Source organism: Sphingobium sp. PAMC28499 (assembly GCF_004795815.1).
Lineage (GTDB): Bacteria > Pseudomonadota > Alphaproteobacteria > Sphingomonadales > Sphingomonadaceae > Sphingobium > Sphingobium yanoikuyae.
In genome coordinates this window covers 4,817,616-4,839,818 of sequence record NZ_CP039248.1, presented here as the reverse complement: position 1 = coordinate 4,839,818, position 22,203 = coordinate 4,817,616, and the positions used below count along the sequence as shown (strand labels likewise).

At 65.7% G+C, this 22,203-nt stretch carries 30 protein-coding genes; 10 read left to right on the top strand and 20 right to left on the bottom strand.

The window, feature by feature from the left end; all coding sequences use genetic code 11:
• The first annotated feature begins 8 nt into the window (after positions 1 to 8).
• The 4 genes from E5554_RS22690 (at position 9) to E5554_RS22675 (ending at position 2,435) form a co-directional block, all read left to right on the top strand.
• Complete coding sequence (locus E5554_RS22690; protein ID WP_017500101.1) at positions 9 to 668, top strand: HAD-IA family hydrolase; 660 nt, start codon at positions 9 to 11, stop codon at positions 666 to 668.
• Positions 665 to 919, top strand: a complete 255-nt coding sequence (locus E5554_RS22685) for a hypothetical protein (RefSeq protein ID WP_004208582.1) — start codon at positions 665 to 667, stop codon at positions 917 to 919. Before E5554_RS22690 ends, E5554_RS22685 begins: the two co-directional genes overlap by 4 nt.
• The gene (locus tag E5554_RS22680) at positions 916 to 1,611 is read left to right on the top strand and encodes an ATP12 family protein (protein ID WP_004208581.1); all 696 of its coding nucleotides are present in this window, start codon (positions 916 to 918) and stop codon (positions 1,609 to 1,611) included. Before E5554_RS22685 ends, E5554_RS22680 begins: the two co-directional genes overlap by 4 nt.
• A 98-nt stretch (positions 1,612 to 1,709) precedes the next feature.
• A complete protein-coding gene (locus E5554_RS22675) occupies positions 1,710 to 2,435 on the top strand; it encodes a hypothetical protein (protein ID WP_004208579.1) in 726 nt (241 codons plus the stop codon).
• A 45-nt stretch (positions 2,436 to 2,480) separates the two neighbouring features.
• Here E5554_RS22675 and E5554_RS22670 read toward each other — a convergent pair whose 3' ends face one another.
• From E5554_RS22670 to E5554_RS22660, 3 genes are read right to left on the bottom strand one after another with little or no spacing between them, the layout of a single operon-like run.
• A complete protein-coding gene (locus E5554_RS22670; protein ID WP_037521167.1) occupies positions 2,481 to 3,164 on the bottom strand; it encodes a murein L,D-transpeptidase catalytic domain family protein in 684 nt (227 codons plus the stop codon).
• Between the two features lie 52 nt (positions 3,165 to 3,216).
• The gene (locus tag E5554_RS22665) at positions 3,217 to 3,537 is read right to left on the bottom strand and encodes a hypothetical protein (RefSeq protein WP_004208577.1); all 321 of its coding nucleotides are present in this window, start codon (positions 3,535 to 3,537) and stop codon (positions 3,217 to 3,219) included.
• A 5-nt stretch (positions 3,538 to 3,542) separates the two neighbouring features.
• The gene (locus E5554_RS22660) at positions 3,543 to 5,003 is read right to left on the bottom strand and encodes a L,D-transpeptidase family protein (RefSeq protein ID WP_136188178.1); all 1,461 of its coding nucleotides are present in this window, start codon (positions 5,001 to 5,003) and stop codon (positions 3,543 to 3,545) included.
• 57 nt (positions 5,004 to 5,060) lie between these two features.
• Between E5554_RS22660 and E5554_RS22655 the strand changes: the two genes are divergently transcribed.
• Entirely contained in the window at positions 5,061 to 5,963 is a 903-nt protein-coding gene (locus tag E5554_RS22655; RefSeq protein WP_136188177.1) for a histone deacetylase, read from the top strand.
• Here the strand turns inward: E5554_RS22655 and E5554_RS22650 are convergent.
• The 8 genes from E5554_RS22650 to hisB form a co-directional block, all read right to left on the bottom strand.
• Complete coding sequence (locus E5554_RS22650; protein WP_004208574.1) at positions 5,943 to 6,521, bottom strand: hypothetical protein; 579 nt, start codon at positions 6,519 to 6,521, stop codon at positions 5,943 to 5,945. The genes E5554_RS22655 and E5554_RS22650 overlap by 21 nt on opposite strands.
• A gap of 84 nt (positions 6,522 to 6,605) precedes the next feature.
• Complete coding sequence (locus E5554_RS22645; RefSeq protein WP_069338017.1) at positions 6,606 to 6,926, bottom strand: phosphoribosyl-ATP diphosphatase; 321 nt, start codon at positions 6,924 to 6,926, stop codon at positions 6,606 to 6,608.
• Positions 6,927 to 6,968: 42 nt separating this feature from the next.
• Positions 6,969 to 7,217, bottom strand: coding sequence for a PEP-CTERM sorting domain-containing protein (locus E5554_RS22640; RefSeq protein ID WP_136188176.1), 249 nt, complete (start codon positions 7,215 to 7,217; stop codon positions 6,969 to 6,971).
• 177 nt (positions 7,218 to 7,394) lie between these two features.
• Positions 7,395 to 8,159 carry an imidazole glycerol phosphate synthase subunit HisF gene (hisF, locus tag E5554_RS22635; RefSeq protein ID WP_037508353.1) on the bottom strand — a complete coding sequence of 255 codons (765 nt, stop codon included), beginning with the start codon at positions 8,157 to 8,159 and terminating at the stop codon, positions 7,395 to 7,397.
• A 120-nt stretch (positions 8,160 to 8,279) separates the two neighbouring features.
• The gene (gene hisA / locus E5554_RS22630) at positions 8,280 to 9,017 is read right to left on the bottom strand and encodes a 1-(5-phosphoribosyl)-5-[(5-phosphoribosylamino)methylideneamino]imidazole-4-carboxamide isomerase (protein WP_004208570.1); all 738 of its coding nucleotides are present in this window, start codon (positions 9,015 to 9,017) and stop codon (positions 8,280 to 8,282) included.
• A 27-nt stretch (positions 9,018 to 9,044) separates the two neighbouring features.
• Entirely contained in the window at positions 9,045 to 9,659 is a 615-nt protein-coding gene (hisH, locus tag E5554_RS22625; protein ID WP_136188175.1) for an imidazole glycerol phosphate synthase subunit HisH, read from the bottom strand.
• A complete protein-coding gene (locus tag E5554_RS22620; protein WP_004208568.1) occupies positions 9,656 to 9,943 on the bottom strand; it encodes a YciI family protein in 288 nt (95 codons plus the stop codon). Before E5554_RS22620 ends, hisH begins: the two co-directional genes overlap by 4 nt.
• Positions 9,944 to 9,971: 28 nt before the next feature.
• Positions 9,972 to 10,559 (bottom strand): imidazoleglycerol-phosphate dehydratase HisB, encoded by a 588-nt coding sequence (hisB, locus tag E5554_RS22615; protein WP_004208567.1) that lies wholly within the window; start codon positions 10,557 to 10,559, stop codon positions 9,972 to 9,974.
• A gap of 98 nt (positions 10,560 to 10,657) precedes the next feature.
• On the opposite strand from hisB, the gene E5554_RS22610 reads away from it, so the two are divergent.
• Complete coding sequence (locus E5554_RS22610) at positions 10,658 to 11,134, top strand: ClpXP protease specificity-enhancing factor SspB (protein WP_136188174.1); 477 nt, start codon at positions 10,658 to 10,660, stop codon at positions 11,132 to 11,134.
• A gap of 27 nt (positions 11,135 to 11,161) precedes the next feature.
• Here E5554_RS22610 and E5554_RS22605 read toward each other — a convergent pair whose 3' ends face one another.
• Positions 11,162 to 11,851, bottom strand: a complete 690-nt coding sequence (locus tag E5554_RS22605) for a hypothetical protein (RefSeq protein WP_136188173.1) — start codon at positions 11,849 to 11,851, stop codon at positions 11,162 to 11,164.
• Between the two features lie 225 nt (positions 11,852 to 12,076).
• On the opposite strand from E5554_RS22605, the gene fumC reads away from it, so the two are divergent.
• The gene (gene fumC, locus E5554_RS22600) at positions 12,077 to 13,462 is read left to right on the top strand and encodes a class II fumarate hydratase (protein ID WP_037521156.1); all 1,386 of its coding nucleotides are present in this window, start codon (positions 12,077 to 12,079) and stop codon (positions 13,460 to 13,462) included.
• Positions 13,463 to 13,510: 48 nt separating this feature from the next.
• On the top strand, positions 13,511 to 13,867 hold the full coding sequence (locus tag E5554_RS22595) for a hypothetical protein (RefSeq protein WP_004208562.1): 357 nt from the start codon (positions 13,511 to 13,513) through the stop codon (positions 13,865 to 13,867).
• Here E5554_RS22595 and E5554_RS22590 read toward each other — a convergent pair.
• Positions 13,864 to 14,415 (bottom strand): DUF2585 domain-containing protein, encoded by a 552-nt coding sequence (locus E5554_RS22590; RefSeq protein WP_210729785.1) that lies wholly within the window; start codon positions 14,413 to 14,415, stop codon positions 13,864 to 13,866. The genes E5554_RS22595 and E5554_RS22590 overlap by 4 nt on opposite strands.
• A gap of 75 nt (positions 14,416 to 14,490) precedes the next feature.
• Here E5554_RS22590 and gmk point away from each other — a divergent pair, with 75 nt between their 5' ends.
• Positions 14,491 to 15,156, top strand: a complete 666-nt coding sequence (gmk, locus tag E5554_RS22585; protein ID WP_004208560.1) for a guanylate kinase — start codon at positions 14,491 to 14,493, stop codon at positions 15,154 to 15,156.
• Between the two features lie 21 nt (positions 15,157 to 15,177).
• On the opposite strand, the gene E5554_RS22580 is transcribed toward gmk, so the two are convergent.
• The 6 genes from E5554_RS22580 to E5554_RS22555 form a co-directional block, all read right to left on the bottom strand.
• Entirely contained in the window at positions 15,178 to 16,227 is a 1,050-nt protein-coding gene (locus tag E5554_RS22580) for an SAM-dependent methyltransferase (RefSeq protein WP_206435022.1), read from the bottom strand.
• A gap of 16 nt (positions 16,228 to 16,243) precedes the next feature.
• The gene (gene lgt / locus E5554_RS22575; RefSeq protein WP_004208558.1) at positions 16,244 to 17,110 is read right to left on the bottom strand and encodes a prolipoprotein diacylglyceryl transferase; all 867 of its coding nucleotides are present in this window, start codon (positions 17,108 to 17,110) and stop codon (positions 16,244 to 16,246) included.
• Between the two features lie 123 nt (positions 17,111 to 17,233).
• Entirely contained in the window at positions 17,234 to 17,992 is a 759-nt protein-coding gene (locus tag E5554_RS22570; protein WP_136188171.1) for a Crp/Fnr family transcriptional regulator, read from the bottom strand.
• A gap of 64 nt (positions 17,993 to 18,056) precedes the next feature.
• Positions 18,057 to 18,674, bottom strand: coding sequence for a response regulator FixJ (fixJ, locus tag E5554_RS22565; RefSeq protein ID WP_136188170.1), 618 nt, complete (start codon positions 18,672 to 18,674; stop codon positions 18,057 to 18,059).
• Positions 18,671 to 19,816: a PAS domain-containing sensor histidine kinase gene (locus tag E5554_RS22560; RefSeq protein ID WP_136188169.1), complete on the bottom strand. Its 1,146-nt coding sequence runs from the start codon at positions 19,814 to 19,816 to the stop codon at positions 18,671 to 18,673. The genes fixJ and E5554_RS22560 overlap by 4 nt, the downstream gene beginning before the upstream one ends.
• 20 nt (positions 19,817 to 19,836) lie before the next feature.
• Entirely contained in the window at positions 19,837 to 20,652 is an 816-nt protein-coding gene (locus tag E5554_RS22555) for a universal stress protein (RefSeq protein ID WP_136188168.1), read from the bottom strand.
• 160 nt (positions 20,653 to 20,812) lie between these two features.
• Between E5554_RS22555 and E5554_RS22550 the strand changes: the two genes are divergently transcribed.
• Positions 20,813 to 21,316, top strand: coding sequence for a GNAT family N-acetyltransferase (locus E5554_RS22550; protein ID WP_010339656.1), 504 nt, complete (start codon positions 20,813 to 20,815; stop codon positions 21,314 to 21,316).
• A gap of 80 nt (positions 21,317 to 21,396) precedes the next feature.
• Here the strand turns inward: E5554_RS22550 and E5554_RS22545 are convergent, their stop codons facing one another.
• Complete coding sequence (locus tag E5554_RS22545; RefSeq protein ID WP_125997366.1) at positions 21,397 to 22,068, bottom strand: OmpW family outer membrane protein; 672 nt, start codon at positions 22,066 to 22,068, stop codon at positions 21,397 to 21,399.
• Positions 22,069 to 22,203 lie beyond the last annotated feature (135 nt).

The window sequence follows — 22,203 nt, the reverse complement described above, 5'->3', positions numbered from 1 at the left end:
GGCGGGGCATGAGCAACCGCCTTGCCGTCTTCGATTGCGACGGCACGCTGGTCGATAGCCAGCACAGCATCTGCACCGCGATGGCCCATGCCTTCGAGGGCGAGAAGCTGGCACCGCCCGACCGGCTGGCGATCCTGTCGATCGTCGGCCTGTCGCTGCCCCATGCGATGGCCCGGCTGCTGCCCGATGCTGAGCCGGACTATCACCAGTTGCTGACCGATCGCTACAAGGCGGCCTTCCACGCCCTGCGCAGCGCCAATGCCGTGTCCGAACCGCTCTATCCCGGCATGGCCGATCTGGTGCGGGCACTGGACGGCGATGGCTGGCTGTTGGGCGTCGCCACCGGCAAGTCCGATCGCGGGCTCAACCTGTGCCTCGCCCATCATGATCTGGCCCATCATTTCGTGACCCTGCAGACTGCTGACCGCCACCCGTCCAAGCCGCACCCTTCGATGCTGTTGCAGGCGATGGCGGAGGCGGGCGCGGTGCCCGAAACCACGGTGATGATCGGCGATACCCATTTCGACATCGACATGGGGCTGGCCGCTGGTACCCGCGCGATCGGCGTCGGCTGGGGCTATCATGCGCCGGCCGAACTGGTGCAGGCCGGCGCCCATGCGGTGGCGATGGACAGCGACGAATTGCGCCGCCATATCGACGCGCCATGAACGACATGCCCCCCATCCCGCCGGTCGACCCGGAGAAGATTGCGCGCCAGCGCCATTTCGCGCTTGGCCTGTTCCGCCTGTCGGGCGCCTTCCTCGTCATGTTCGGCTTCCTCGCCATCATGCAGCGCTTTTCTTGGGTACAGGGTGACAAGGCCAAGGCATTCGGCCTGATCATGGTCGTTGCCGGCCTGTTCCAGTTCATCATCGTGCCGCGCCTGATGCTGGCCCTGTTCAAGCGGAGCCGCCCGTGAAGCGTTTCTACAAGGATGTGACGGTCGAGCCGGTCGAAGCCGGTTTCGCGATCCGGCTGGATGGCCGCCCGGTGCGCACGCCCGCCCGCGCTGAACTGGCGCTGCCCAATGCGGTGCTGGCTGAGGCGGTGGCGCAGGAATGGCGCGATCAGGGCGAGACGGTCGATCCGGCGACGATGGCCTTCACCGGCCTTGCCAATGCGGCGATCGATCATATCGCCGGCAACCGCGCCAAGTTCGCGGCCGACATTGCCGAATATGGCGGCACCGACATGCTCTGCTATCGGGCCGAGGGGCCTGAGGCGTTCGTCGCGCGTCAGGCCGCCGCCTGGGATCCGCTGCTCGACTGGGCGCGCGCCCGCTACGACGTTGCCTTCGTCACCACCCAGGGCATCATCCATGTCGCCCAGCCCGACGCGACGCTGGAACGGCTGGCGGCGGCGGTGGACGGACTGGATCCCTTCACCCTGGCCGGCCTGTCGCGGCTGGTGACCTTGAGCGGCTCGCTGGTCTGCGGCCTGGCGGTGCTGGAAGAGGCGTTCGACGCAGATTCCGTATGGGAAGCGGCCGAGATCGACGAGCGCTGGCAGGCCGAACAATGGGGCGAGGATGCCGAAGCGCTGGCCCGTTCGGCGCGCCGTGCGGGCGAGTTTGCCGTGGGTCGAGCCTTTTGCGGGATGGCACGAGCCTAGGGGGCTGGGAACGGGACCGCTCGTTCGTTCATTCTTGTGTTGGCGGATGCCCTGACTGCATCCGCCACATTGGATCAACGACCAGGGAGACCCTGACCTTGCAGTCCCGCCTTTTGGTTCCTGCCTTTCTTGCCCTTTCCACCCTCGCCGCACCGGCCCTGGCACAGGATGCCCCGGCAGCCACCGCTGCCCCCGCCGCCGGCCAGATGACCCCCGAACAGATCAACGCCTTCAACCAGGCGGTGACCGATTTCACCGCCGGCCAGACCGCGCTGCAGGCGGGCGACAATGCCACCGCCGCAACCAAATATGAGGCGGCGATGCCCGCCATCCGCACCGCGGTGGAGGTCGACCCGACCAAGATCGACAATGTCAATTTCCTCGCCAACGCGCTTTATGCCGATGCCGCTGCCCAGGGCGCGCTCGGCAAGATGGACAAGGTGATCGCGCTTTATGGCGAATCCCTGCCGCACTGGCGCAAGGTGGTGGAGGCCAAGCCCGCCGATGCCACCAGCCGCAACATCCTGGCCGGTATCCTGATCCAGCTCGGCAACCAGAAGCTGGGCGCGCAGGACAAGGCCGGCTCCGCGCCGCTCTATCAGGAAGCGCTGGGCCTGGCCCGCAAGTCGGCGGCGGCCAATGCGGCCGATCCGGTGACGAAGAATATCCTGCTGTCGGCGCTGATCGGCGCCAGCCAGGCGACCGACGATGCCGCGCTCAAGACCGAAGCGGCGACGATGAGCAAGGCGATGCTGGCCGACGGTTCGGTCGATGCGTCGAACAAGCCTGCCGCCCAGGCGCTGAGCGGCGTCAAGGCCGGCTGAGCATGAAGAGGCCTCGCCCGGTGATCCGGGCGGGGCCTTTGCCGGTCAGGCTTCGACCATGCCGGTAATCTTGTTGGCATAGACCATGCGGCCCGGCCCGAGCATGCCCAATACCTGCGGCACCATGTGGCGGGCGAGCGCGAAACAGCCCTCGCTGCGGCCGCACTTGCCCCAGGCAGCGACATGGTCCTCGCTGACATAGTCGGCGCCATGGATGACGATGGCGCGCATTTCGGCATTGTTGTTTTGCGGATCGAGCCCCGCCAGCCGCATCGATCGGCCATGCTGGCCATCATAAACGGTCAGCGTCTTGTAGGCGCCCGACGAGCTGGCGAGCGAATTGGGCTCGTTGGAAAAGCTCTGCAGCCAGCCCGAATGGCCCGGATCGGACCCGCGACCGTGCGACACCAGATAGCTGTTGGCCTGGCCACCGATCAGGTCGACGATATGGAACCGAAATTCCTTCGACGGAGCGTTGAAGTCGGCGATGGCGATGCGGTCGCGCAAAGTGAAGTCGCGCGCATGCTGGTCGAGTGCGGCCTTGGCCTCCTCCAGCAGCAGCGCATAAGGCTTGCGCGAAAAAATCGGTGCGGCCGATGGAGTCGCGGGAACCGGAGGGCGGTTCGCGGGTTCAGGCGCTACCGGAAGTGCGGCCTTGCCAACACTATCGGTCAAAAACGAAAGGGCGAGTCCGCTTAAAGCGAACTTCGTGAATTTGCGGCGATCCATGTGCCGTCTATAACAAATCAACGCCCCCGCTCCAAGACGGGGGCGCCCTTCGTCACAGGCTGCTATTGCCCGCTTCGTCCGCTCCCTGGCTCCCCTCGCCGTTTTCGCGCAGGCGCGAGGTCATGCCGCTGGCTTCGGCATCATCCAGAATCTGCTGCTGTTCCGACACGGACGGTGGCGGTGCCGGAGTCGGGGTGACTACATTTTCCGGCTCGGGCGGCAGCGCTTCCGGCTCGTTCACGATGACATTCTCGACCGGCGGTTCGACTAGATTATTGGTCGCCGGGGCTTCCTCTTCCTTCTTGCCGCAGGCGGCAAGCAGCAGCGCGCCCGACAGGGCGGCGAAGGTCAGGGGGCGGGCAAAATGGCGCATGGGGATCAGTCCTTGGCTGCGGGGGCGGTCGAATTGACCGCAGTGGGGTCGACGCGGCGGCTGGAGGCCTCGATCTTCTGGGCCAGCAGCTTGTCCCAGTCATAGGGATCGGCGCGGAAGTTCATGGTGCCGTTGCTGCTGGCAAAGGCGGTCCAGTAAAGCAGATAGACCGCGACCTGCGAGGGCAGCGACACGCGCTGGGTCTTGTTGGTGTCGATCAGGTTCTGGATCTGGCCCGACAGACTGGGATCGCTCGCCACCATCAGTTCGGCCAGCGATACCGGCTTTTCCAGGCGGATGCAGCCATGGCTGGCAAGCCGGTCATAGCTGGAGAATTTCCCGCGCGAAGGCGTGTCGTGCAGATAGACGGCGAAGGGATTGTTGAAATCGAACTTCAGCCGGCCGAGCGCGCTGTTGGGACCGGCGGGCTGGACGATGCGCTCGCCGCCCTCGGGCGTCTTCACGATCTTGTAGCCCTGCTTGGCCAGGGTCGCGCGGCCCTTGGGGAACAGCTCCTTCCTGGCGATCGACATCGGCACGTTCCAGGGCGGATTGACCACGATGGAATGGATGTTCGACGACAGCATCGGCGTCTGGTTGGTCGGGCTGCCGGTGACGGCGCGCATCGATGTGACGGGTTCGTCGCCCTGGAACACGGTCAGCACGGCGGCGGCGATGTTCACCTGGACGCGATTGACCGGCAATTCGCGCGGCATCCAGCGCCAGCGTTCCATATTGGCCATGATCGCGGCGATGCGATCATCCACCGACACGTTGAGCGCGGTCAGGGTGCGCGCGTCGAGCAGGCCGGTGGGGTTGAGGCCATAGCGGCGCTGCGCGCGTTGCAGCGCGGCGGTCAACGGCTCGGTGCCGGTGACGCTCTTGTCCTCCAGCGCCAGGCGGGCGCGCACGACATCGGCCGAGGCGCCGGCCGACAGGCTGGGCCAGCCGCCGGTGTCGCGGATCTTCTCATAGGTGGCGAGGCCCTTGCGCAGCCCGTCATAGCCCGAATAGGGCGGGGTCAGGCTGGCGGCCCATTGCGGCAGCCGATCCTCGGCAATCGCCTTGGCGAGCGAGGGGCGCGGATCGAAGGCGGCGGGGCGCAGCGCCCAGACCTCCAGGAAGTCGGCGGTATCGACCCGGCCGGTGCTGAGCGCGCGGCCGCGATCCAGCAATGCGTTCAGCAATTGCTGGCCGTGCATCGGTGCGGTCGGCTTACTGCGCGCCATCAGCCCTTCGGCCATGCCGCTCTTCAGCCATTCATTCGCCCAGCTGTCCTGCGCCTGCGACAGGGCCGGTAGCGGCACGGGCGGGGGCATCACTGCCATCGGCGGAGGCAGCACAACCTGGCCAGCCGGCGGCGCGCTCTGGGTCGGTGTCACTGCCGGCGGCTGCGCGACGGCCGGGATGGCGGCGGCGGCCAGCAGGGGCAGGGCGAGGAAACGGATCAAATCGGGACGGTTCATGCTGGACCAGATAGCGCAAAGCGGCCATCTATCAAATCGCGATAGCGGGAAAAGATCATGCTGCACGTCGTTCACCATCCCGCCTATGTCTCCCCGGCCACAGACGGCCAGCAGGCGCGCTTCGACAAATATGGCCTGGTGATGGACGTGCTGGCCGACAGTGGCGCGGCGATGACCGTTCATGCGCCCGATCCGATGCCCGCGTCCTGGATCGCGGCGGTGCATGATCCCGCCTATGTCGAAGAGGTGCTGGCGCTCGCCGTGCCGCCCGAAAAGGAACGGCGGATCGGCTTTCCGGTAACCGAGCGGGTGATGCGCCGGGCGCTGCTGTCGCCCGGCGGCACCTGGCTGGCGGCGAAGCTGGCGCTGGTCCATGGCTATGCCGCCAATGCCGCCGGGGGCAGCCATCATGCGCTGGCCGACAGCGGCGCGGGTTATTGCGTGTTCAACGATCTGGCGATCGCGGCCAACCGGTTGATCGCGGAGGGGGATGCGCATCGCATCCTGATCCTCGACCTCGACGTGCATCAGGGCGATGGCACGGCGTCGCTGATGGCGGGGCGGGGCGATGTCTTCACCATGTCGATCCATGCGGAGAAGAATTTCCCGGTGCGCAAGGCGCGCTCGAGCCTGGATCTGGGCCTGGCCGACGATACCGGCGACGCGGAATATCTGGCGGCGCTGGGCGAGATGCTGCCGCGCGTGCTGAATGATTTCGCGCCGGACCTGATCCTCTATCAGGCCGGGGTGGACGGTCATGTGGATGATCGGCTGGGCCGGCTGGCGCTCAGCGACGAGGGGCTGGCCGCGCGCGACGGGCTGGTGATGCGTCAGGCGCTGGCGCGCGCCATTCCGGTCGCCAGTTGCATGGGTGGCGGCTATGGCGCGGACCGGATGGCGGTCGCGCGGCGCCACGCCGCCTGCATGCTGCGGATGGCGTCAGTGGAGCGTGCTGTCTGAGGCGCTGGGCTTCGCGGCGCGCCCTTCCATCAGCTTCGCGGCGATCAGCCCGGCCACGCTCAGCGCGACCAGATCGCTCAGCGCCAGATAGAGGCTGTAGCCCCAGGGCGCATGGTTGAACACGGCCTGGCCGATATGCAGCCACAGCACGGTGGCGAGCGCGAACAGGATCGACACCCGCGCCCTGCTGTTGAAATCGCCGGTGACGAAGCGCAGCGCCAGCGCGATCAGCACGCCGGTGGCCAGCGCCAGCAGCAGCCCGCCGATCAGGCTGGAGCCGTCCATCACCGGGAAGCCGCCATTATTGTAAAAGAGCATCGCCACCGGCCCCTTGCCATAGAGGATGGTGCCCTGCGCCGTGGCGGGATCGGGGATGACATAGACGCCGGTGCCGCTGCGGGCCAGCGCCTGCGCCATCGCGGCCTGCAGATTGGCGCTCGCCTGCGGATCGGCACGACTGAGCGCCAGCGCGCTCAGGGGCGTGCCCCAGAAAAGGAAGCCGATGATGAACATGGCGAAACCGCCAAGCAGTCCGCCCAGGATGGTCCGCAGCATCATGCCTTCACTCCCCGTTCCAACGCGCTCCGACAGTGGAGGCTGATCTACAAACGCCGGGAAGGCAATGTCTTTCCGTGGAGCGGATCAATCCTTTGGACGGGCGGCCTTTTCGACCAGGCCCGACAGGCCTTCGCGCCGGTCCAGTTCGTTCAGCACATCGTCAAAGGGAATGCCGCAATCGGCCAGCAGCACCAGCAGGTGGAAGAGGAGGTCCGCGCTTTCGCCGACCAGTTCGGCCCGATTGTCGGCCATGGCGGCGATCACCGCCTCGACCGCTTCCTCGCCGACCTTCTGGGCGATCTTGCCCCGGCCGCGGGCGGTCAGCTTCGCCACATAGGATGCCGATGGATCGGCTTTCCGTCGCTCGGCGATGGTCTGTTCGAGGGTTTGAAGGGTCGCGCGCATGGGCTGCATCAAGCGTCCCGCGCGCGACCCGTCAAATGAATTTTACTTCTGCTTGCGGCGCGCGAAGAAGACGCGACCGGCCAGGACGGCGGCGCCCATGCCGAACAGCGCCATCTGTTCGGGCTCAGGCACCGGGGTCGGCGTGCCGCCGCTGCTGCCACCCGACGAGGTGCCGCCGCCGCTGGAGCCGCCGCACTTGAACCAGCACCAGGTGGCGTTGGCCGGGGAAGGGATGGCGAGGCCCATCAGGCTGGCCGAACCCGCTACGAGAAGAAGTTTGCTGATCTGCATAAAAGTCACCCTGTTTCAAAATGGACAAATCGCTTCGAAACGACCCTGCGCCCTGTCTACGCAGTAACCGTGCCAATTTTGCCAAGTGACGTTTTTCTGCGGTTGGCGACCGATGGCCGCCAAAAGCCTTATATGGTTAATGTCAATTAACCCGACATTTTGGCGCTTTTCCGCGCCTTAATGGCCCCGAACGGGGATGCCGGCGCGGGCCAGCGCCTGATGCGCTTCAGCAATATTATGTTGACCGAAGTGAAATATCGAGGCCGCCAGCACCGCGCTGGCATGGCCCTCGACCACGCCCGCGACCAGATGGTCGAGCGTGCCGACGCCGCCGCTGGCGATCACCGGGATCGACACGGCATCGGCGATCATACGGGTCAGCGCCAGGTCATAGCCCTGCTTGGTGCCGTCGCCGTCCATCGAGGTGACGAGCAGTTCGCCTGCACCGAGTTCAGCCAGACGCAGCGCATGTTCCAGCGCGTCGATGCCGGTCGGCTTGCGGCCGCCATGGGTGAAGATTTCCCACTTGCCTTCGCCCACCTTGCGCGCATCGACCGATCCGACGATGCACTGCGCGCCGAAGCGATCGGCGATGTCGGCCACCAGTTCGGGGCGGGCGACGGCGGCGCTGTTGACCGCCACCTTGTCCGCGCCCGCCAGCAGCAGGGCGCGGGCGTCCTCCGCGCTGCGCACGCCGCCGCCGACGGTGACGGGCATGAAGCAGACTTCGGCGGTGCGGCGCACCACGTCCAATATGGTGCCGCGCGCCTCATGGGTGGCGGTGATGTCGAGGAAGCAGAGCTCGTCGGCGCCGGCCGCGTCGTAGAGCTTGGCCTGCTCCACCGGATCGCCGGCATCCTTCAGGTCGACGAAATTGACGCCCTTCACCACGCGCCCATTGGCAACGTCGAGGCAGGGAATGACGCGGGTGCGGACGGTCATGACAATTTTCCTTTTTCCGTTCGCCCTGAGCGAAGTCGAAGGGCTCGCCCGAACATAGTGAGGGCCTTCGCTCCGCTCAGGCCTGGGCTTCGACTTCGCTCAGCCCGAACGGTAATATGTTCAAGCCGCCGCCTGCGCGACCGCAAGCGCGGTCTTGAGGTCGAGGCGGCCGTCATAGATGGCGCGGCCGGTGATGACGCCTTCGATCCCGTCATCGGCATGGAGGCTGAGGACGCGGATATCCGCGATCCCCGCCACGCCGCCGCTGGCGATCACCGGCATGTCGGTGGCGCGCGCGAGATCGACGGTCGCATCGATATTCACGCCCTTGAGCAGGCCGTCGCGGCCGACATCGGTGAAGAGCAGGCTGGCGACGCCCGCATCCTCGAACCGGCGGGCGAGGTCGATCACCGGCATGTCGCTCTTTTCCGCCCAGCCGTCGGTGGCGACGAAGCCGTCGCGCGCATCGACCGCGACGACGATGCCGCCGGGGAAGTCGCGCGCCGCCGCCTTGACGAAGGCGGGGTCTTTCAGCGCAGCGGTGCCGATCACGATGCGCGATACGCCCAGGTCGAACCAGCGTTCGACCGATTCCCGGTTGCGGATGCCGCCGCCGAGCTGAACATGGCCGGGAAAGGCCTCGACGATGCGTTCGACCGCCTCGGCATTGACCGCATGGCCGGCAAAGCTGCCGTCGAGATCGACGACATGGATATGCTGGGCACCCGCTGCGGCAAAGATCAGCGCCTGCGCAGCGGGATCATCGCCATAGACGGTGGCGCGGTCCATGTCGCCCTCGGCCAGGCGGACGACCTGGCCGCCTTTGAGGTCGATGGCGGGGAAGACGATCAGGGACATGGGATCAACCTTTGCGCGAACGGGGCCTCAAGGCCGCCAGTCGAGAAAACGGGACAGGAAGGACAGGCCGTAGCGCTGGCTCTTTTCCGGGTGGAACTGGCAGCCGATGATGGTGTCGCGCGCGACGGCGGCAACCAGCGGCCCGCCATGGACGGTGACGGCGGCGACATGGGCCGGGTCGGCGGCCTCAAAATGATAGCTGTGCAGGAAATAGGCCTCGCCGGCCTCGATCAGGGGCGGCTGGCCGTTCAGCACCACATCGTTCCAGCCCATATGCGGCACCTTGATCGCGGCATCGGTGGGTTCGATCAGCCGCACCGTGCCGGAAATCCAGCCCAGCCCCTCATGCCGGCCGAACTCTTCACCGGCATCGGCGAGCAACTGCATGCCGACGCATACGCCCAGAAAGGGAATGCCGCGCTGGTTCACGGCCTCGTTCATGGCGTCGACCATGCCGGGGATCGCGACCAAGGCATCGCGGCAGGCGCGGAAGGCGCCGACGCCGGGCAGGACGATGCGGTCGGCCTTGGCCACGACATCGGCATCGGCGGTGATGGTCACATCGTCGGCACCCGCCTTGCGCAGGGCATTGTGGACCGAATGGAGATTGCCCGCGCCATAGTCGATCAGGGCAATGGTCATGGCAGCAGCGTGTCCAGATTGACGCTGGCGGCGCGCGCCGGGAGGAACTCGATCAGGTCGAACGATGCCGCGCCGTTGACGACGAAGGGATCGGTCGCGGCCTTTGCCGCGATCTCGTCACGCTCGCCGCGCGCCAGCAGGATGCCGCCGGTGCGCGGTTCGCGCCGGCCGGCGAGCAGCAGCCAGCCATCGGCAATGCCCTGATCCAGCCAGGCGCGATGATCGGCCAGATGGCCGTCCAGCACATCGATCGGCGCCGTATAGGTCAGCGAAATGATGAACATGGGGTCGGCCTTTCTATGGAAATGATGCTTAGAGCATGCCCTTGGTCGAGGGGATGGCGTCGGCCTTGCGCGGGTCGATCTCCACCGCCTGGCGCAGCGCGCGGGCCAGGCCCTTGAATGCGCTTTCGACGATATGATGATTGTTGCTGCCATAGAGCAGTTCGATGTGCAGCGTGATGCCGGCGGCCTGGGCCAGGCTGTGGAAGAAATGCTCCACCATTTCCGTGTCCCATTCGCCGATCTTGGTGACGGTGAAGGGCAGCTTGCACACCAGCCAGGGGCGGCCCGAAATGTCGAGCGCGACGCGGCTCAGCGTTTCGTCCATCGGCGAATAGACGCTGCCGTACCGGCTGATGCCGCGCTTGTCGCCCAGCGCCTTGGCCAGCGCCTCGCCGATCGCGATCGCCGTATCCTCGGTGGTGTGATGCTGGTCGACATGCAGGTCGCCGACGGTCTTGACGGTCATGTCGATCAGCGAGTGACGCGACAGCTGCTCGATCATATGGTCGAGGAAACCGATCCCGGTGGAGACGGTGTAAAGACCGGTGCCGTCGAGGTTGACGGTCACGTCGATCTGCGTTTCCGCAGTGTTGCGGTGAATCTCGGCCGTGCGCATGCGCGCCCTATAGCGCGTCGCGCGCGCCATGCAATCTGATGATGTACCTCTCGGGCGGGGGTTGACCGCCGCTTTCGCGTCGTTAGGACATATGCCCCATGAGTGAAGACCTGCCCGACAGCCTGATTCCCTATGACGAAATCGTGCAGGAGGCCCTGCGCGCGGTCGTCGGCCGCGTGCTGGGCGAAGTGCAGCAGACCGGTGGCCTGCCGGGCGCGCATCATTTCTACATCACGTTCAAGACCCATGCCGCCGGGGTGGATATCCCCAAGCATCTGTCGGAACGTTTTCCGGACGAGATGACCATCGTCCTCCAGAACAAGTTCTGGGATCTCAAGGTCAGCGACCGCCATTTTGAGGTCAGCCTGACCTTCAACCAGGTCGCGGCGCATGTGGTCATTCCCTTCAGCGCGATCACCGCCTTCGTCGATCCCGCCGTCAATTTCGCGCTGCAGTTCCAGGTTCAGGCCGACGAAGAGCCCGAACCCCATGACGTGGCCGAAAATGACGCGCCGCTGGTCACGACCGAGGATGGTTCCAACGTCGTCACGGTGGATTTCGGCAAGAAGAAGTGAGCCCGGCGGCCGGGATCGGCCGCAGGCTCAAAATTCGTGGCGATAGGAGAAGCGCAGCTTCTGGCTCGTCCCGAAACTATTGTCGACATAGCTGATATTGGCGCCGACCGTGTCGCGACGCGTAAGATGGTAGGACAGGCCACCACCCAGCGCCACGCCCGAAAAATCATGGGTGCCCCTGGTCACATTGCCGCCCGCCATCGCGGTCAGCTTCGGTCCCAGCGGCCGCAACAGGAACAAGCCGACATAGCCGCTGTTGCTGCTGAGCGCGATCGGCAGGCCATCGCTCTGGTCGATATCGCTGACCGGGCCATGCCCATTGGTATAGGTATAGCCGAACGGCACGAACATCTGCAGTTTCCCGGTCTTCAGGCCGATTTGCGACAGCGGCACGAAGCCGCCGAGCGAATAGCGCGTCTGTTCCACCCCCGAATCGAAATGACTCTTGCCGGCCGAGAAGGTCAGGATCGCGACCGGGAGCAGATAGGATGCGCCGACCGACCAGAGGCCCGATTCCGACACGCGGGCATTGAATTTCAGCTTGGGACCGACCGCGACCGATCCGGACAGCGAAAATTCGTCGGAGGCGCGGGTGATACCGACCTTGGTCGCGATCTTGGTGGGATCGTCGGATGATTTTCCTTCTTCTGCTGCGTGGACCGGAGCCGTCGTGGCGGCAAGGCAGAGGAGGAGGGCAAGGACGGGACGATCGAACATGCGGCTTTCCTCCTGGACGCCGGGCAGGATATCGGGCCGTGTGCGCCGATCAATTGCGGTAAACCCCGGTAAAGGCGCAGATCCTGCCGCTGCAGGGCGGCCTGTGGCGCGCCGTGCGGATGGGCCATAGGGATATGCGATATTCGCAAGTTTCGTCTTGGAATTTCCTGCCCCGGCCCTACATCGAACCCAGTTTTGCGATTGATTCTTAACTGGGAGTTCTGAATGTCCGCTACCCGCACCGAAACCGACAGCATTGGCGCCATCGAGGTGCCCGCCGACGCCTATTGGGGCGCCCAGACCCAGCGCAGCATCGAGAATTTTCCCTTCGGCGCGACCGAGCGGATGCCGATCGGCATCGTCCATGCGCAGGCGATCGTGAAGCAGGCGGCGGCGCGGGTGAATGCGAAACATGGCCTCGACGCGACGATCGTCGCGGGCATCGAGAATGCCGCGCAGCAGATCGTCTCCGGCGCGCTCGATGACCAGTTTCCGCTCGTCATCTGGCAGACCGGCAGCGGCACCCAGACCAACATGAACGTCAATGAGGTGATCGCCGGCTATGCCAATGAGCAGCTGGCCGGCACACGCGGCGGCAAGAGCCCGGTCCATCCCAACGACCATGTGAACATGAGCCAGTCGTCGAACGACAGCTTCCCGACCGCGCTGCATGTCGCGACCGTGCTGGCGACCCGCGACAAGCTGATCCCGGCGCTGGAGAAGCTGACCGGCGCACTGACCGCCAAGGCAGAAGGCTGGGGTCATATCGTCAAGATCGGCCGCACCCATACGCAGGATGCGACGCCGCTGACCTTGGGCCAGGAATTTTCCGGCTATGCCGCACAGCTGGTCAGCAGCAAGGCGCGGATCGAAGGCGCATTGAACGGCAATATCCGCAAGCTGGCGATCGGCGGCACGGCGGTCGGCACCGGTCTCAACGCGCCCGATGGCTGGGCAGACGACATGACGGCGGCGATCAGCGACATTGCCGGCACGCCGTTCGAAAGCGCGCCCAACAAGTTCGAGCAGCTGGCCGCCAAGGATGGCCTGGTCTTCTTCTCCGGCGCGCTCAACACGCTGGCGGTGGCGCTGACCAAGATCGCCAACGACATCCGCTTCTTGGGCTCCGGCCCGCGCTCGGGCCTGGGCGAGCTGGACCTGCCCGCCAACGAACCGGGTAGCTCGATCATGCCGGGCAAGGTCAACCCGACCCAGTGCGAATCGCTGACCATGGTGGCAGCGCAGGTGATCGGCAATCATCAGGCGGTGACCGTCGGCGGCATGCAGGGCCATTTCGAACTCAATGTCTTCATGCCGCTGATCGGCGCCAATGTGCTGCGCTCGATCCATCTGCTCAGCGTCGGCATGGAAAGCTTCGCCGAACGCTGCGTCGAAGGGATGCAGGCCAATGAGGGCCGGATCGCCGAGCTGGTCGAGCGCTCGCTGATGCTGGTGACCGCGCTGGCGCCGGAGATCGGCTATGACAATGCCGCGACCATCGCCAAGCATGCGCACAAGAAGGGGCTGACGCTCAAGCAGGCCGGCCTCGAACTGGGGCTGGTCGATGAGCCGACCTTCGACCGGCTGGTGCGGCCGGAAAATATGGTCTGATCCAGATCAACTGGCGGAACCGGGGCGGGTGCGATACATTAATCCCCTATGAAGAAAACGCCCGCCCCGACCGCCGCAAAGCTTCCGTCCACCGCGACGCGCGTTCGCAAGTCGAGCCTGTTTCGCAAGGCGGCACGGCTCGGCGCGACGGTGGTGGCCGCACGGGTCGCCGCCGACACGGGCAAGAAGGGCGTGATCGGCCTGATCGCCGGGGCCGGGGCCAAGCGCCTCATCATGCGCTATCCGGTCGGCGCCATGGTCCTCACCGGCGCCTATCTGGCGGGCAAGCTCTATGAGGCCAAGCGCGAGGCGGACCGCAAGATGGCGACCAAGCTGCTGACCGACGCCAGCGCCAAGCCGATCCTGATCGACGAGGCACGGGCCGCCCGCAAGAAGGCGGGCTAAAGCGCGCCCTGCCAGGCCTTGATCGCGTCGATCGGCCAGGCGAGCATCAGGACATTGAGTATCAGATTGTCGCGGATCACCGCTAGTGCGAGCAATTCAAAGCCGATCGCGACGATAACCGTCAGCCAGACGGGCGCGCGCGACGCGAACAGGAATCCCAGGGCCATCATGCCGATGTCGCTCATCGAATTGAGGATGGAATCGCCCGAATAGCCGAGCGCGATCGTCGCCGTGCGGTAACGGTCGATGATGATCGGTGAATTTTCGAGGATCTCCCACGCTGCCTCGATCGCTACCGCCACCGACAGGCGGATGCCGAGCGGCCTGCGGCGCATCAGCAAATGGGTCGCGCCATAGAAGAGGAAGCCGTGGATGATGTGGCTGAGACTGTACCAGTCGGACAGATGCTGGCTGTTGCCGCTGTCGATCGGCCCATGCCATAGCGCGATCGTGCCGCAGGTGCAGATCGGCGGGCGCCCCATCAGGTAGAGGATCGCCGCAGCCCCCAGCGCGATCAGCAGGGCGAGGATAAAGCCCCGCTGTTTCATTCCTTTACGCGATCGCGCCAAGCCTCTTCTCCCCCAACCTCTTGCAAAATGCCGTCCACGACGCCACTAGCGGCCATGGCCGACAACATTCCCACCGACACCCCCGATTTCAAGCGCCGCGGCGTTCTCTTTGTCCTGTCCTCGCCCTCGGGCGCCGGCAAGTCGACGATTGCACGCAAATTGCTGGCCTGCGAACCGGACCTGTCGATGTCGGTGTCGGCGACGACGCGGACGATCCGGCCGGGCGAAGTCGATGGCAAGGATTATCATTTCGTCGACCTGGAAGAGTTTCGCCGCATGGCGAACGACCATGAATTCCTGGAATGGGCGCATGTCTTCGGCCAGCGCTATGGCACGCCGCGCGCGCCGGTCGAGGCGATGCTCAAGAGCGGCAAGGATGTGCTGTTCGACATCGACTGGCAGGGCGCGCAGCAGCTACACCAGATTGCCGGCGGCGACGTGGTCCGCATCTTCATCCTGCCGCCCTCGATGGAGGAACTGGAAAAGCGTCTGCGTGGCCGCGCGACCGACAGCAACGAAGTGATCGAGGGCCGCATGGCGCGTGCCGCGGGCGAGATCGCCCACTGGGACGGCTATGACTATGTGCTGTGCAATGTCGACGTCGAGGAATGTTTCGAGCGCGTGCGCACCATCCTGCACGCCGAACGGATGAAGCGCAGCCGCCAGACCGGCCTCATTGGCTTCATCCGCCGTCTCAGCCGCTATCATCAGGAAGATTGAGGTCTAGCGGCCACGGGGCCGCTATTTCTCGAAGCCTGCCGGGTCGGCCCAGTCGGGGTGGACCCAGGCCATCACCTTGAACAATGTCCCCATCTCCGCGTCGTCGGTGAGGCGATGGCGCTGCGCCTCCAGTTCGGCGGCGCGCTGCGGGCTGCCCTTGGCCAGCACGGACGCGCGCACGTCGATGCCCAGATGCTGGAGGAAATGACCCTGCGTCACCGCGCCATGGACGCGCAGCCCGGCCTGGCGTGCGACATTGGCCAGCATCGTGAAATCGACATGGGTGGTGAGGTCGCTCTCGCCCGGATCGGTGAAGGGATCGGTGAACTGGTGGTTCTTCACCGCCTGCAGCGTGTCGCCCAGGGCCGGGCCTTCATAGCCATAGTCGATGATGATCGCGACGCCGCCCTGCCGCGCGATCCGGCTGGCCAGGGCATAGCCCGCTGTCGCACCGGCCTGCGCCACTTCGATGATCGCGCCTTCAGGCGCTTGCGCGGCGATCGGCGGCAGCCCCGATTCGATCCGGCGATAGCCCGGCACCGCCATGAAGCGGCCCTCTTCCTCGCGACGGATCACCACCCGTTCGCGCCATTCGTCGCCGACGCGGATCATCTGCCGCACGGGCAGGGCATCGAAAAATTCATTCGCGACCACCAGCAGCGGCGACTGGTCGGGCAGGCTTTCGACGCTGTCATGATGGACGACATGGGGAATCTGGGCGCGCTGCCGTTCGCGCAGGGTCGGGCTGGTTTCGACGAAATGGATGCGCGAGGTGACGTCGGCCCCCTCCATCGCGCGCAGCGCATCGCCCGCCAGCGTGCCGCGACCTGGCCCCAGTTCGACATAGAGCGGGTCGGCGCGCCGGCCCGATCGCAGCCAGACATCGGCCAGGCACAGGCCGATCAGTTCGCCGAACATCTGGCTGATTTCCGGGGCGGTGGTGAAGTCCCCCTCCAGCCCCAGCGGATCGCGCGTGCCATAATAATGCTGGTTCGCCTCGCCCATATAATGAGCGACGGAGATCGGCCCGCCGGCATCGATCTGGCGGGCCAGGCGCTCGGGCAGGCCCATCGCGCCGGGCAGGGCGTCAGCTGACACTGGCGCTGCCCGCGATCGGTTCCACGCGCACGCGCCGACCCTTGGCGGTGACGATCAGGTAGAGGCCGCCCAGGATCATCGGCACGCACAGCCACTGGCCCATGTGCAGGCCGGTGCGAGCGGCAAATTCCATCAGCTGGGCATCGGCCTCGCGGAAATATTCGACGCCGAAGCGGAACACGCCATAGAAGAAGACGAACAGGCCGACGAGCATGCCCGGCTTGTAGCGCGCCTTGGTCTTCCAGAAGGCGAAGGCAAGGATGCAGAACAGGATGATGCCTTCGAAAAAGGCTTCGTAAAGCTGGCTTGGATGACGGGCGAAGGGGCCGCCGGTCGGGAAGATCATCGCCCAGGGCACGTCGGTTTCCTTGCCCCACAGTTCGCCATTCACGAAATTGGCGAGGCGGCCGAAGAACAGGCCGAAGGGCACGACGCAGGCGACATAGTCATGGATGCGCAGCCAGCTCAGCTTCTCCTTGCGCGCCATGTAGAGGATGCCGAGCGATACGCCCGCCGCGCCGCCATGGAAGGACATGCCGCCATTCCACAGCTTGAAGATGTCCAGCGGATGCTGGAGGATTTCGGGCTGGTAGAAGAAGACATAGGCGAGCCGGCCGCCGATGATGATGCCCAGCGTCGCATAGAAGATCATGTCGTCGGCATGGCGCCGCGCCATCGGCGAACCGGGCTGGGCAATGAGCTTCAACAGATACCAGTAGCCGATCAGGATGCCGGCCAGATAGGCCAGGCTATACCATTTGAGCGTGAAGAAGCCCAGGTCCAGGGCGACGGGGCTGAGCCCCAGCTGGTCGAAGCGGATGGCGCTCGAAGCGGCGGCGACAAGGTCCAGGATCAAAATGGCATTCCCTCGGCAATCAGGCCTGCGGCCATAGAACAAGCGGCCGGCAAGATGAAGAGGGGCGATCCCGATTGCAGGATGATCGGGGCAAATAGGCCGGGCATGCCCGGCGCGGCGGGCTCAGGCCGCTTCGCTACAGTCCAGCAGCGCCGCGCGATCCCGGATTTCCACCATGCGCCGGCCGGGCAGGGCGATGATGCCGATGCGCTTGAGGTCGGTCAGTTGCCGGCTCACCGTCTCGATCGTGAGGCCCAGCACGTCGGCGATCTGCTGGCGCGACAGCGGCAGGTCGAACCGGTCGAGCGGGGGCTGGCCTTCGCGGGCCAGACGGCGCGACATGTCGAGCAGGAAGGTCGCGATCTTCTCGCGTGCATTCTTGCGGCCGAGCAGCAGCATCCAGCTTCGCGCCCGATCGAGATCGTCGAGCGTGCGTTGCAGCAGCCGATGCTCCAGCTCGGGATGCTCGCGGGCAAAGCCGTCAAAGGCGCCGCGGGTGAAGAGGCACAGGCGCGCGTCGGTGAGTGCCGTGACGCTGTGCGGCGTGCTGCGGCCGAAGGGGCGGCCGATGAAGTCGGACGGATAGACCACGCCGACAATCTGCTCGCGCCCGTCGCCGGTCGAGGCCGACAATTTGAGCGTGCCGTCGATCACATTGGCGACGATGGTGGCGTCGTCGCCTTCCCACATCACCGTCTGCCCCGCCGCGATCGTGACGCGCCGGCCAAGGCGATTGAGCGCGCCGCGCTCATCCTCTTCCAGCGTGGCGCAGATGGCGCGGTCGCGCACGTCGCAGCGCTGGCAGAAGCTGGCGTCGGAGCAGGGGGCAGGAACGGGCATGCCGCCGGGCAGGGTTTGCGCGAGATCAAAATGCATGTTCATGACCGCTGCTTGGCGCGGCGGCGGGGCGGGCACTATCCGTAAATCCCCTATGGGACTTTCTGTCCTATTCAAGCTCAGCCTGGAAGGCGATGCGCAGCGTTTCCGACAGGCTGTGGACCTGCAGCTTCTGCATCAGGTTGGCGCGATGAATCTCCACCGTGCGCGGGCTGATGCCCAGGTCATAGGCGATCGTCTTGTTAGGCAGGCCGTCGACCAGCCCCTTGAGCACTTCGCGTTCCCGATCGGTCAGGATGTTGAGCCGGGCGCGGGCGGTCTCGCGCTGGCTGTTGCGGCCCTGGTCGGCGCTTGCCTGCGCGCAGGCGGCTTCGATCGCGGCGAGCAATGCCGCCTTCTCGAACGGCTTTTCGATGAAATCGGTGGCCCCGGCCTTCATCGCGGCGACCGCCATGCCGACATCGCCATGGCCGGTCATGATGATGACCGGCAGCATCATGCCGCGCGCGCGCAGTTCGCGCTGCACTTCCAGTCCATCAATGTCGGGCATGCGCACGTCCAGCAGCACGCAGCCGCCCTCCAGCGTCCCGACTTCCTTGAGGAATTCGGTGCCGCCCGAGAAGAGCCGCACCGAAAAGCCGCTGGTCTTGAGCATGAAGGAGAGCGACCGGCGGATCGCCTCGTCATCATCGACGACATGGATGGGCTGGTCGGTGGGCAGGCTCATGGCAGGTGGTCCGCAGAATCGAGAGTGAAGTGGAAGGCGACGCCGCCCCAGTGCGAGGCGTCGGCCCAGATCCGTCCGCCATGCCCCTCGACGATGGTGCGGCTGATCGACAGGCCCACGCCCATGCCGGCGGGTTTGGTGGTGCTGAACGGGGTGAAGAGCGATCGCGCGACCGCCGGATCGAGGCCGGGGCCACTGTCGGCGATGATGAGTTCGACCTGTCCGTCCTCGGCCGGCACCGCCGACAGGCGCAGGATGCGGCGATTGCGGCCGTCCATCGCCTCGACCGCGTTGCGCACCAGGTTGATGATGACCTGCTGCACCTGCACGCGATTGGCGATCACCCGGCCGACGCGCGGGTCGACGACGATGTCCATGTCGATGCCCCGGCTGTCGATGCCGATGAAGGCCAGCGCGACCCCCTCGGCCAGCAGCGTCGCCGCCGGTTCGGCCTGGCGATCGGCCTCGCCCCGGCGGATGAACTCCCGCAGCGACCGGATGATCTGGCCTGCGCGCATCGCCTGGCGCGCGGCTTCGTCCATCGCCTCGCCCAGCAAGTCGCGGTCGACCGGTGCATTGGTGCGCAGCAGGTCGCGGCCCGCCTCCATATAATTGGCGATCGCGGTCAGCGGCTGGTTCAGTTCATGTGCCAGCGCCGCAGCCAGCGTGCCCATCGCCGTGACGCGGGCGGCATGGCTGAGTTCAGCCTGCAGGTCCTGCAGGCGGCGCTCGGCCTTCTGCCGATCGGTCAGGTCGCGCACGAAGCCGGTGAACAGCTTTTCGCCATGGTCCTGCACTTCGCCGACCGCCAGCTCGATCGGAAAGGTGGAGCCATCGCGCCGGCGTGCGGTGGTCAGTCGGCCGATGCCGATGATCCGCTTTTCGCCGGTGTCATGATAATGTTGCAGGTAGGAATCGTGGCGCTCGCGATCGGGCGAGGGCATCAGCATCGCGACATTGCGGCCCAGCACATCAGCCTCGGCATATTGGAACATGCGCTGAGCGGCCGGGCTGAACGAGACGATATGCCCGGTCGCGTCGATCACGATCAGCGCATCGGGCACCGTTGCCAGGATCGATCCCAGCAGAGCCTGTTCCCGGCTGGTCGCATTATCCTGCGGATCGCCATCGTTGAACGCCATGTCCGATCACTGACCGTAAATCAGTGCGCCAGCAAGAGCGGAACCCGTGTTTCGGCCAGAATATAGCGGGTTACGCCGCCAAAAATGGTTTCCCGCAGCCGGCTGTGGCCAAAGGCACCCATCACCATCCAGTCGATCGACAGTTCCTGGCAGGCATGGGACAGCGCTTCTTCCACGCTGCGATCCTTGCGCGGCCATTCGTGAATCTCGACCGCGATGCCGTGGCGCGAGAGATATTCGGCCGCGTCGGTCGGCGGGAAGTCGCGCTTCGACCGCTCGTCCACGGTGACGACATGGACCTCGCTCGCCACCCGCAACAGGGTACGGCTCGCGGTCAGCGCCGACGCCGCCTCATGCGATCCGTCCCAGGCGACCATGGCCCGGCCGGTGCAGCGAAAGCCCTTGGCCATGCTCGGGATCGCCAGCACCGGGGCGCGGCTGTTGACCGCTAGGTCGGCGACGATCGGCGCCGGATCATCGGCCTGCCGGCGGCCCGGCGGCGGCAGGGAAACGAGCATCGCGTCGGCCAGGCGACCGGTTTCCAGCAGGCCCTGAACCAGGTCGCCGCTGCGATAATGCCAGTCCCACGCCATGCCCTCGCGCCGCAGCCTCTCCTCCAGGGCGTGCCGCATTTCCTCGTCCTGGCGGCGCACCGCATCGATCGCCTCGGGCACCAGATAGCCGCTGCCATAAAGATCGGCGGCGACCAGTTCGGGCAGCGGCGCGATCTGCAGGCAACTGATATGGGCGCCGGTCGCGCGCGACAGGTCGAACGCGGCCTGCAGCCGGCTTTCCATGCCGTTGTCCGCGCGGATGTGCAGCAAGATGGTCTTCATCGAACATGTCCCGACAAGAGGGCGCCGATGCAGCGCCGCAAGATCGTCATCCTGACTAGTAGCCCGGTCGGCTCGTCTCTATCCGCAAATTTCCCTATTTCGATCGCCGATCCGATGGCACATTCGGGGGGCAACGATCATAGCAAGGGATGCCTTCTTCATGACCGACAAGGATATTCTGGAAACCCGCACCGGCATTCGTGTCCAGGTGCGCCCCGCGCAGGATGGCGATGCCAAGGCGCTGGCCCATTTCTTTTCGGCCGTGTCCGATGATGATCGCCGCTTCCGCTTCCTCAGCAGCGCGCCGGGCGTCAGCGCCGGGCAGATTCATGATCTGATCCATGGCGACCCCGACAATTGCGAGACCTTCCTGGCGACCGACGAGAAGGGCGCCATCCTGGCCGCCGCGACCCTGGCCGCCGATCCCGACCGGACCCGCGCCGAAGTCGCGATTTCGGTGCGCGCCGACCATCGCGGCAAGGGCGTGGGCTGGAGCATGCTGCGCCACGCCACCGACCGGGCGCAGGAAATGGGCGTCGGTCTGCTCCAGGCGATCGAGAGCCGCGCCAATCATGCCGCGATCGAACTGGAGCGCGAACAGGGCTTTGTCGCCCGCAGCGTCGATGACGAGCCGTCGCTGCTGATCCTGGAAAAGCGTTTCTGATCGCATCGCTGGTGAAATGATGAAGGGGCCGGAGCGGCGATCCGCTCCGGCCCCTTCCTTCTGGTCCACCCCCCGGAGGATCAGAAGCGCATGCCGACGCCCACGCCGAACACGAAGGGATCGAGCGATACCTTGACGTTCTGGGTGCCGGCCGCGGCCGTGGTCAGCCGCACCTTGGTGTCGATGTCGATATATTTGACGTCGAGGTTGAGGAAGATCTTGTCGTTGAGGTCGATGTCGACGCCGACCTGGCCGGCCCAGCCGAAGCTGTCGGACATATGGACCTTGGTCTTGCCGACCGCATCCTCCAGCCCGCCCGACGCATCCTCGTTGTAGAACAGCGTATAATTGACGCCGGCGCCGATATAGGGGCGGACATGGCCCTCGACGATCGGGTGATATTGCATCGTCAGCGTCGGCGGCAGCACCCAGGTGGAGGCCAGCTTGCCGATCCCGCCGGTGGTGCCGCTGCGGCCACTGGCGCTATGCTTGGTGGTCGCGGCGATCAGTTCGAAGCCGATATGGTCGGTCGCCATGTAGGTGACGTCGACTTCGGGCGCGATGCCGTTGTTCACCGACACCTTCTCGCCGGGGAAGCCGGGCAGGATGCTGCCGCTCTTTTCGGTGGGGGCGACCATGATGCCGCGCACGCGCACCAGCACGTCGCCCTGCTTGGCCTGGGCCGGGGCAGCGGCCAGCGCCGTGCCCATGGCGCCCATCGCGGCGACAATCATCATCTTTTTCAAGTGCATGTCTTTTCTCCATCCCTGATCGTGGGTCAGTGATGGCGCTCTGCTCCCGATCGGGGCGGCCTTCCTTGATGCGGCGCAATCGGCGATTTGATCCTGCGCAATGTTCGGCATCGGGCGCCATGGCAGGCGGGACGC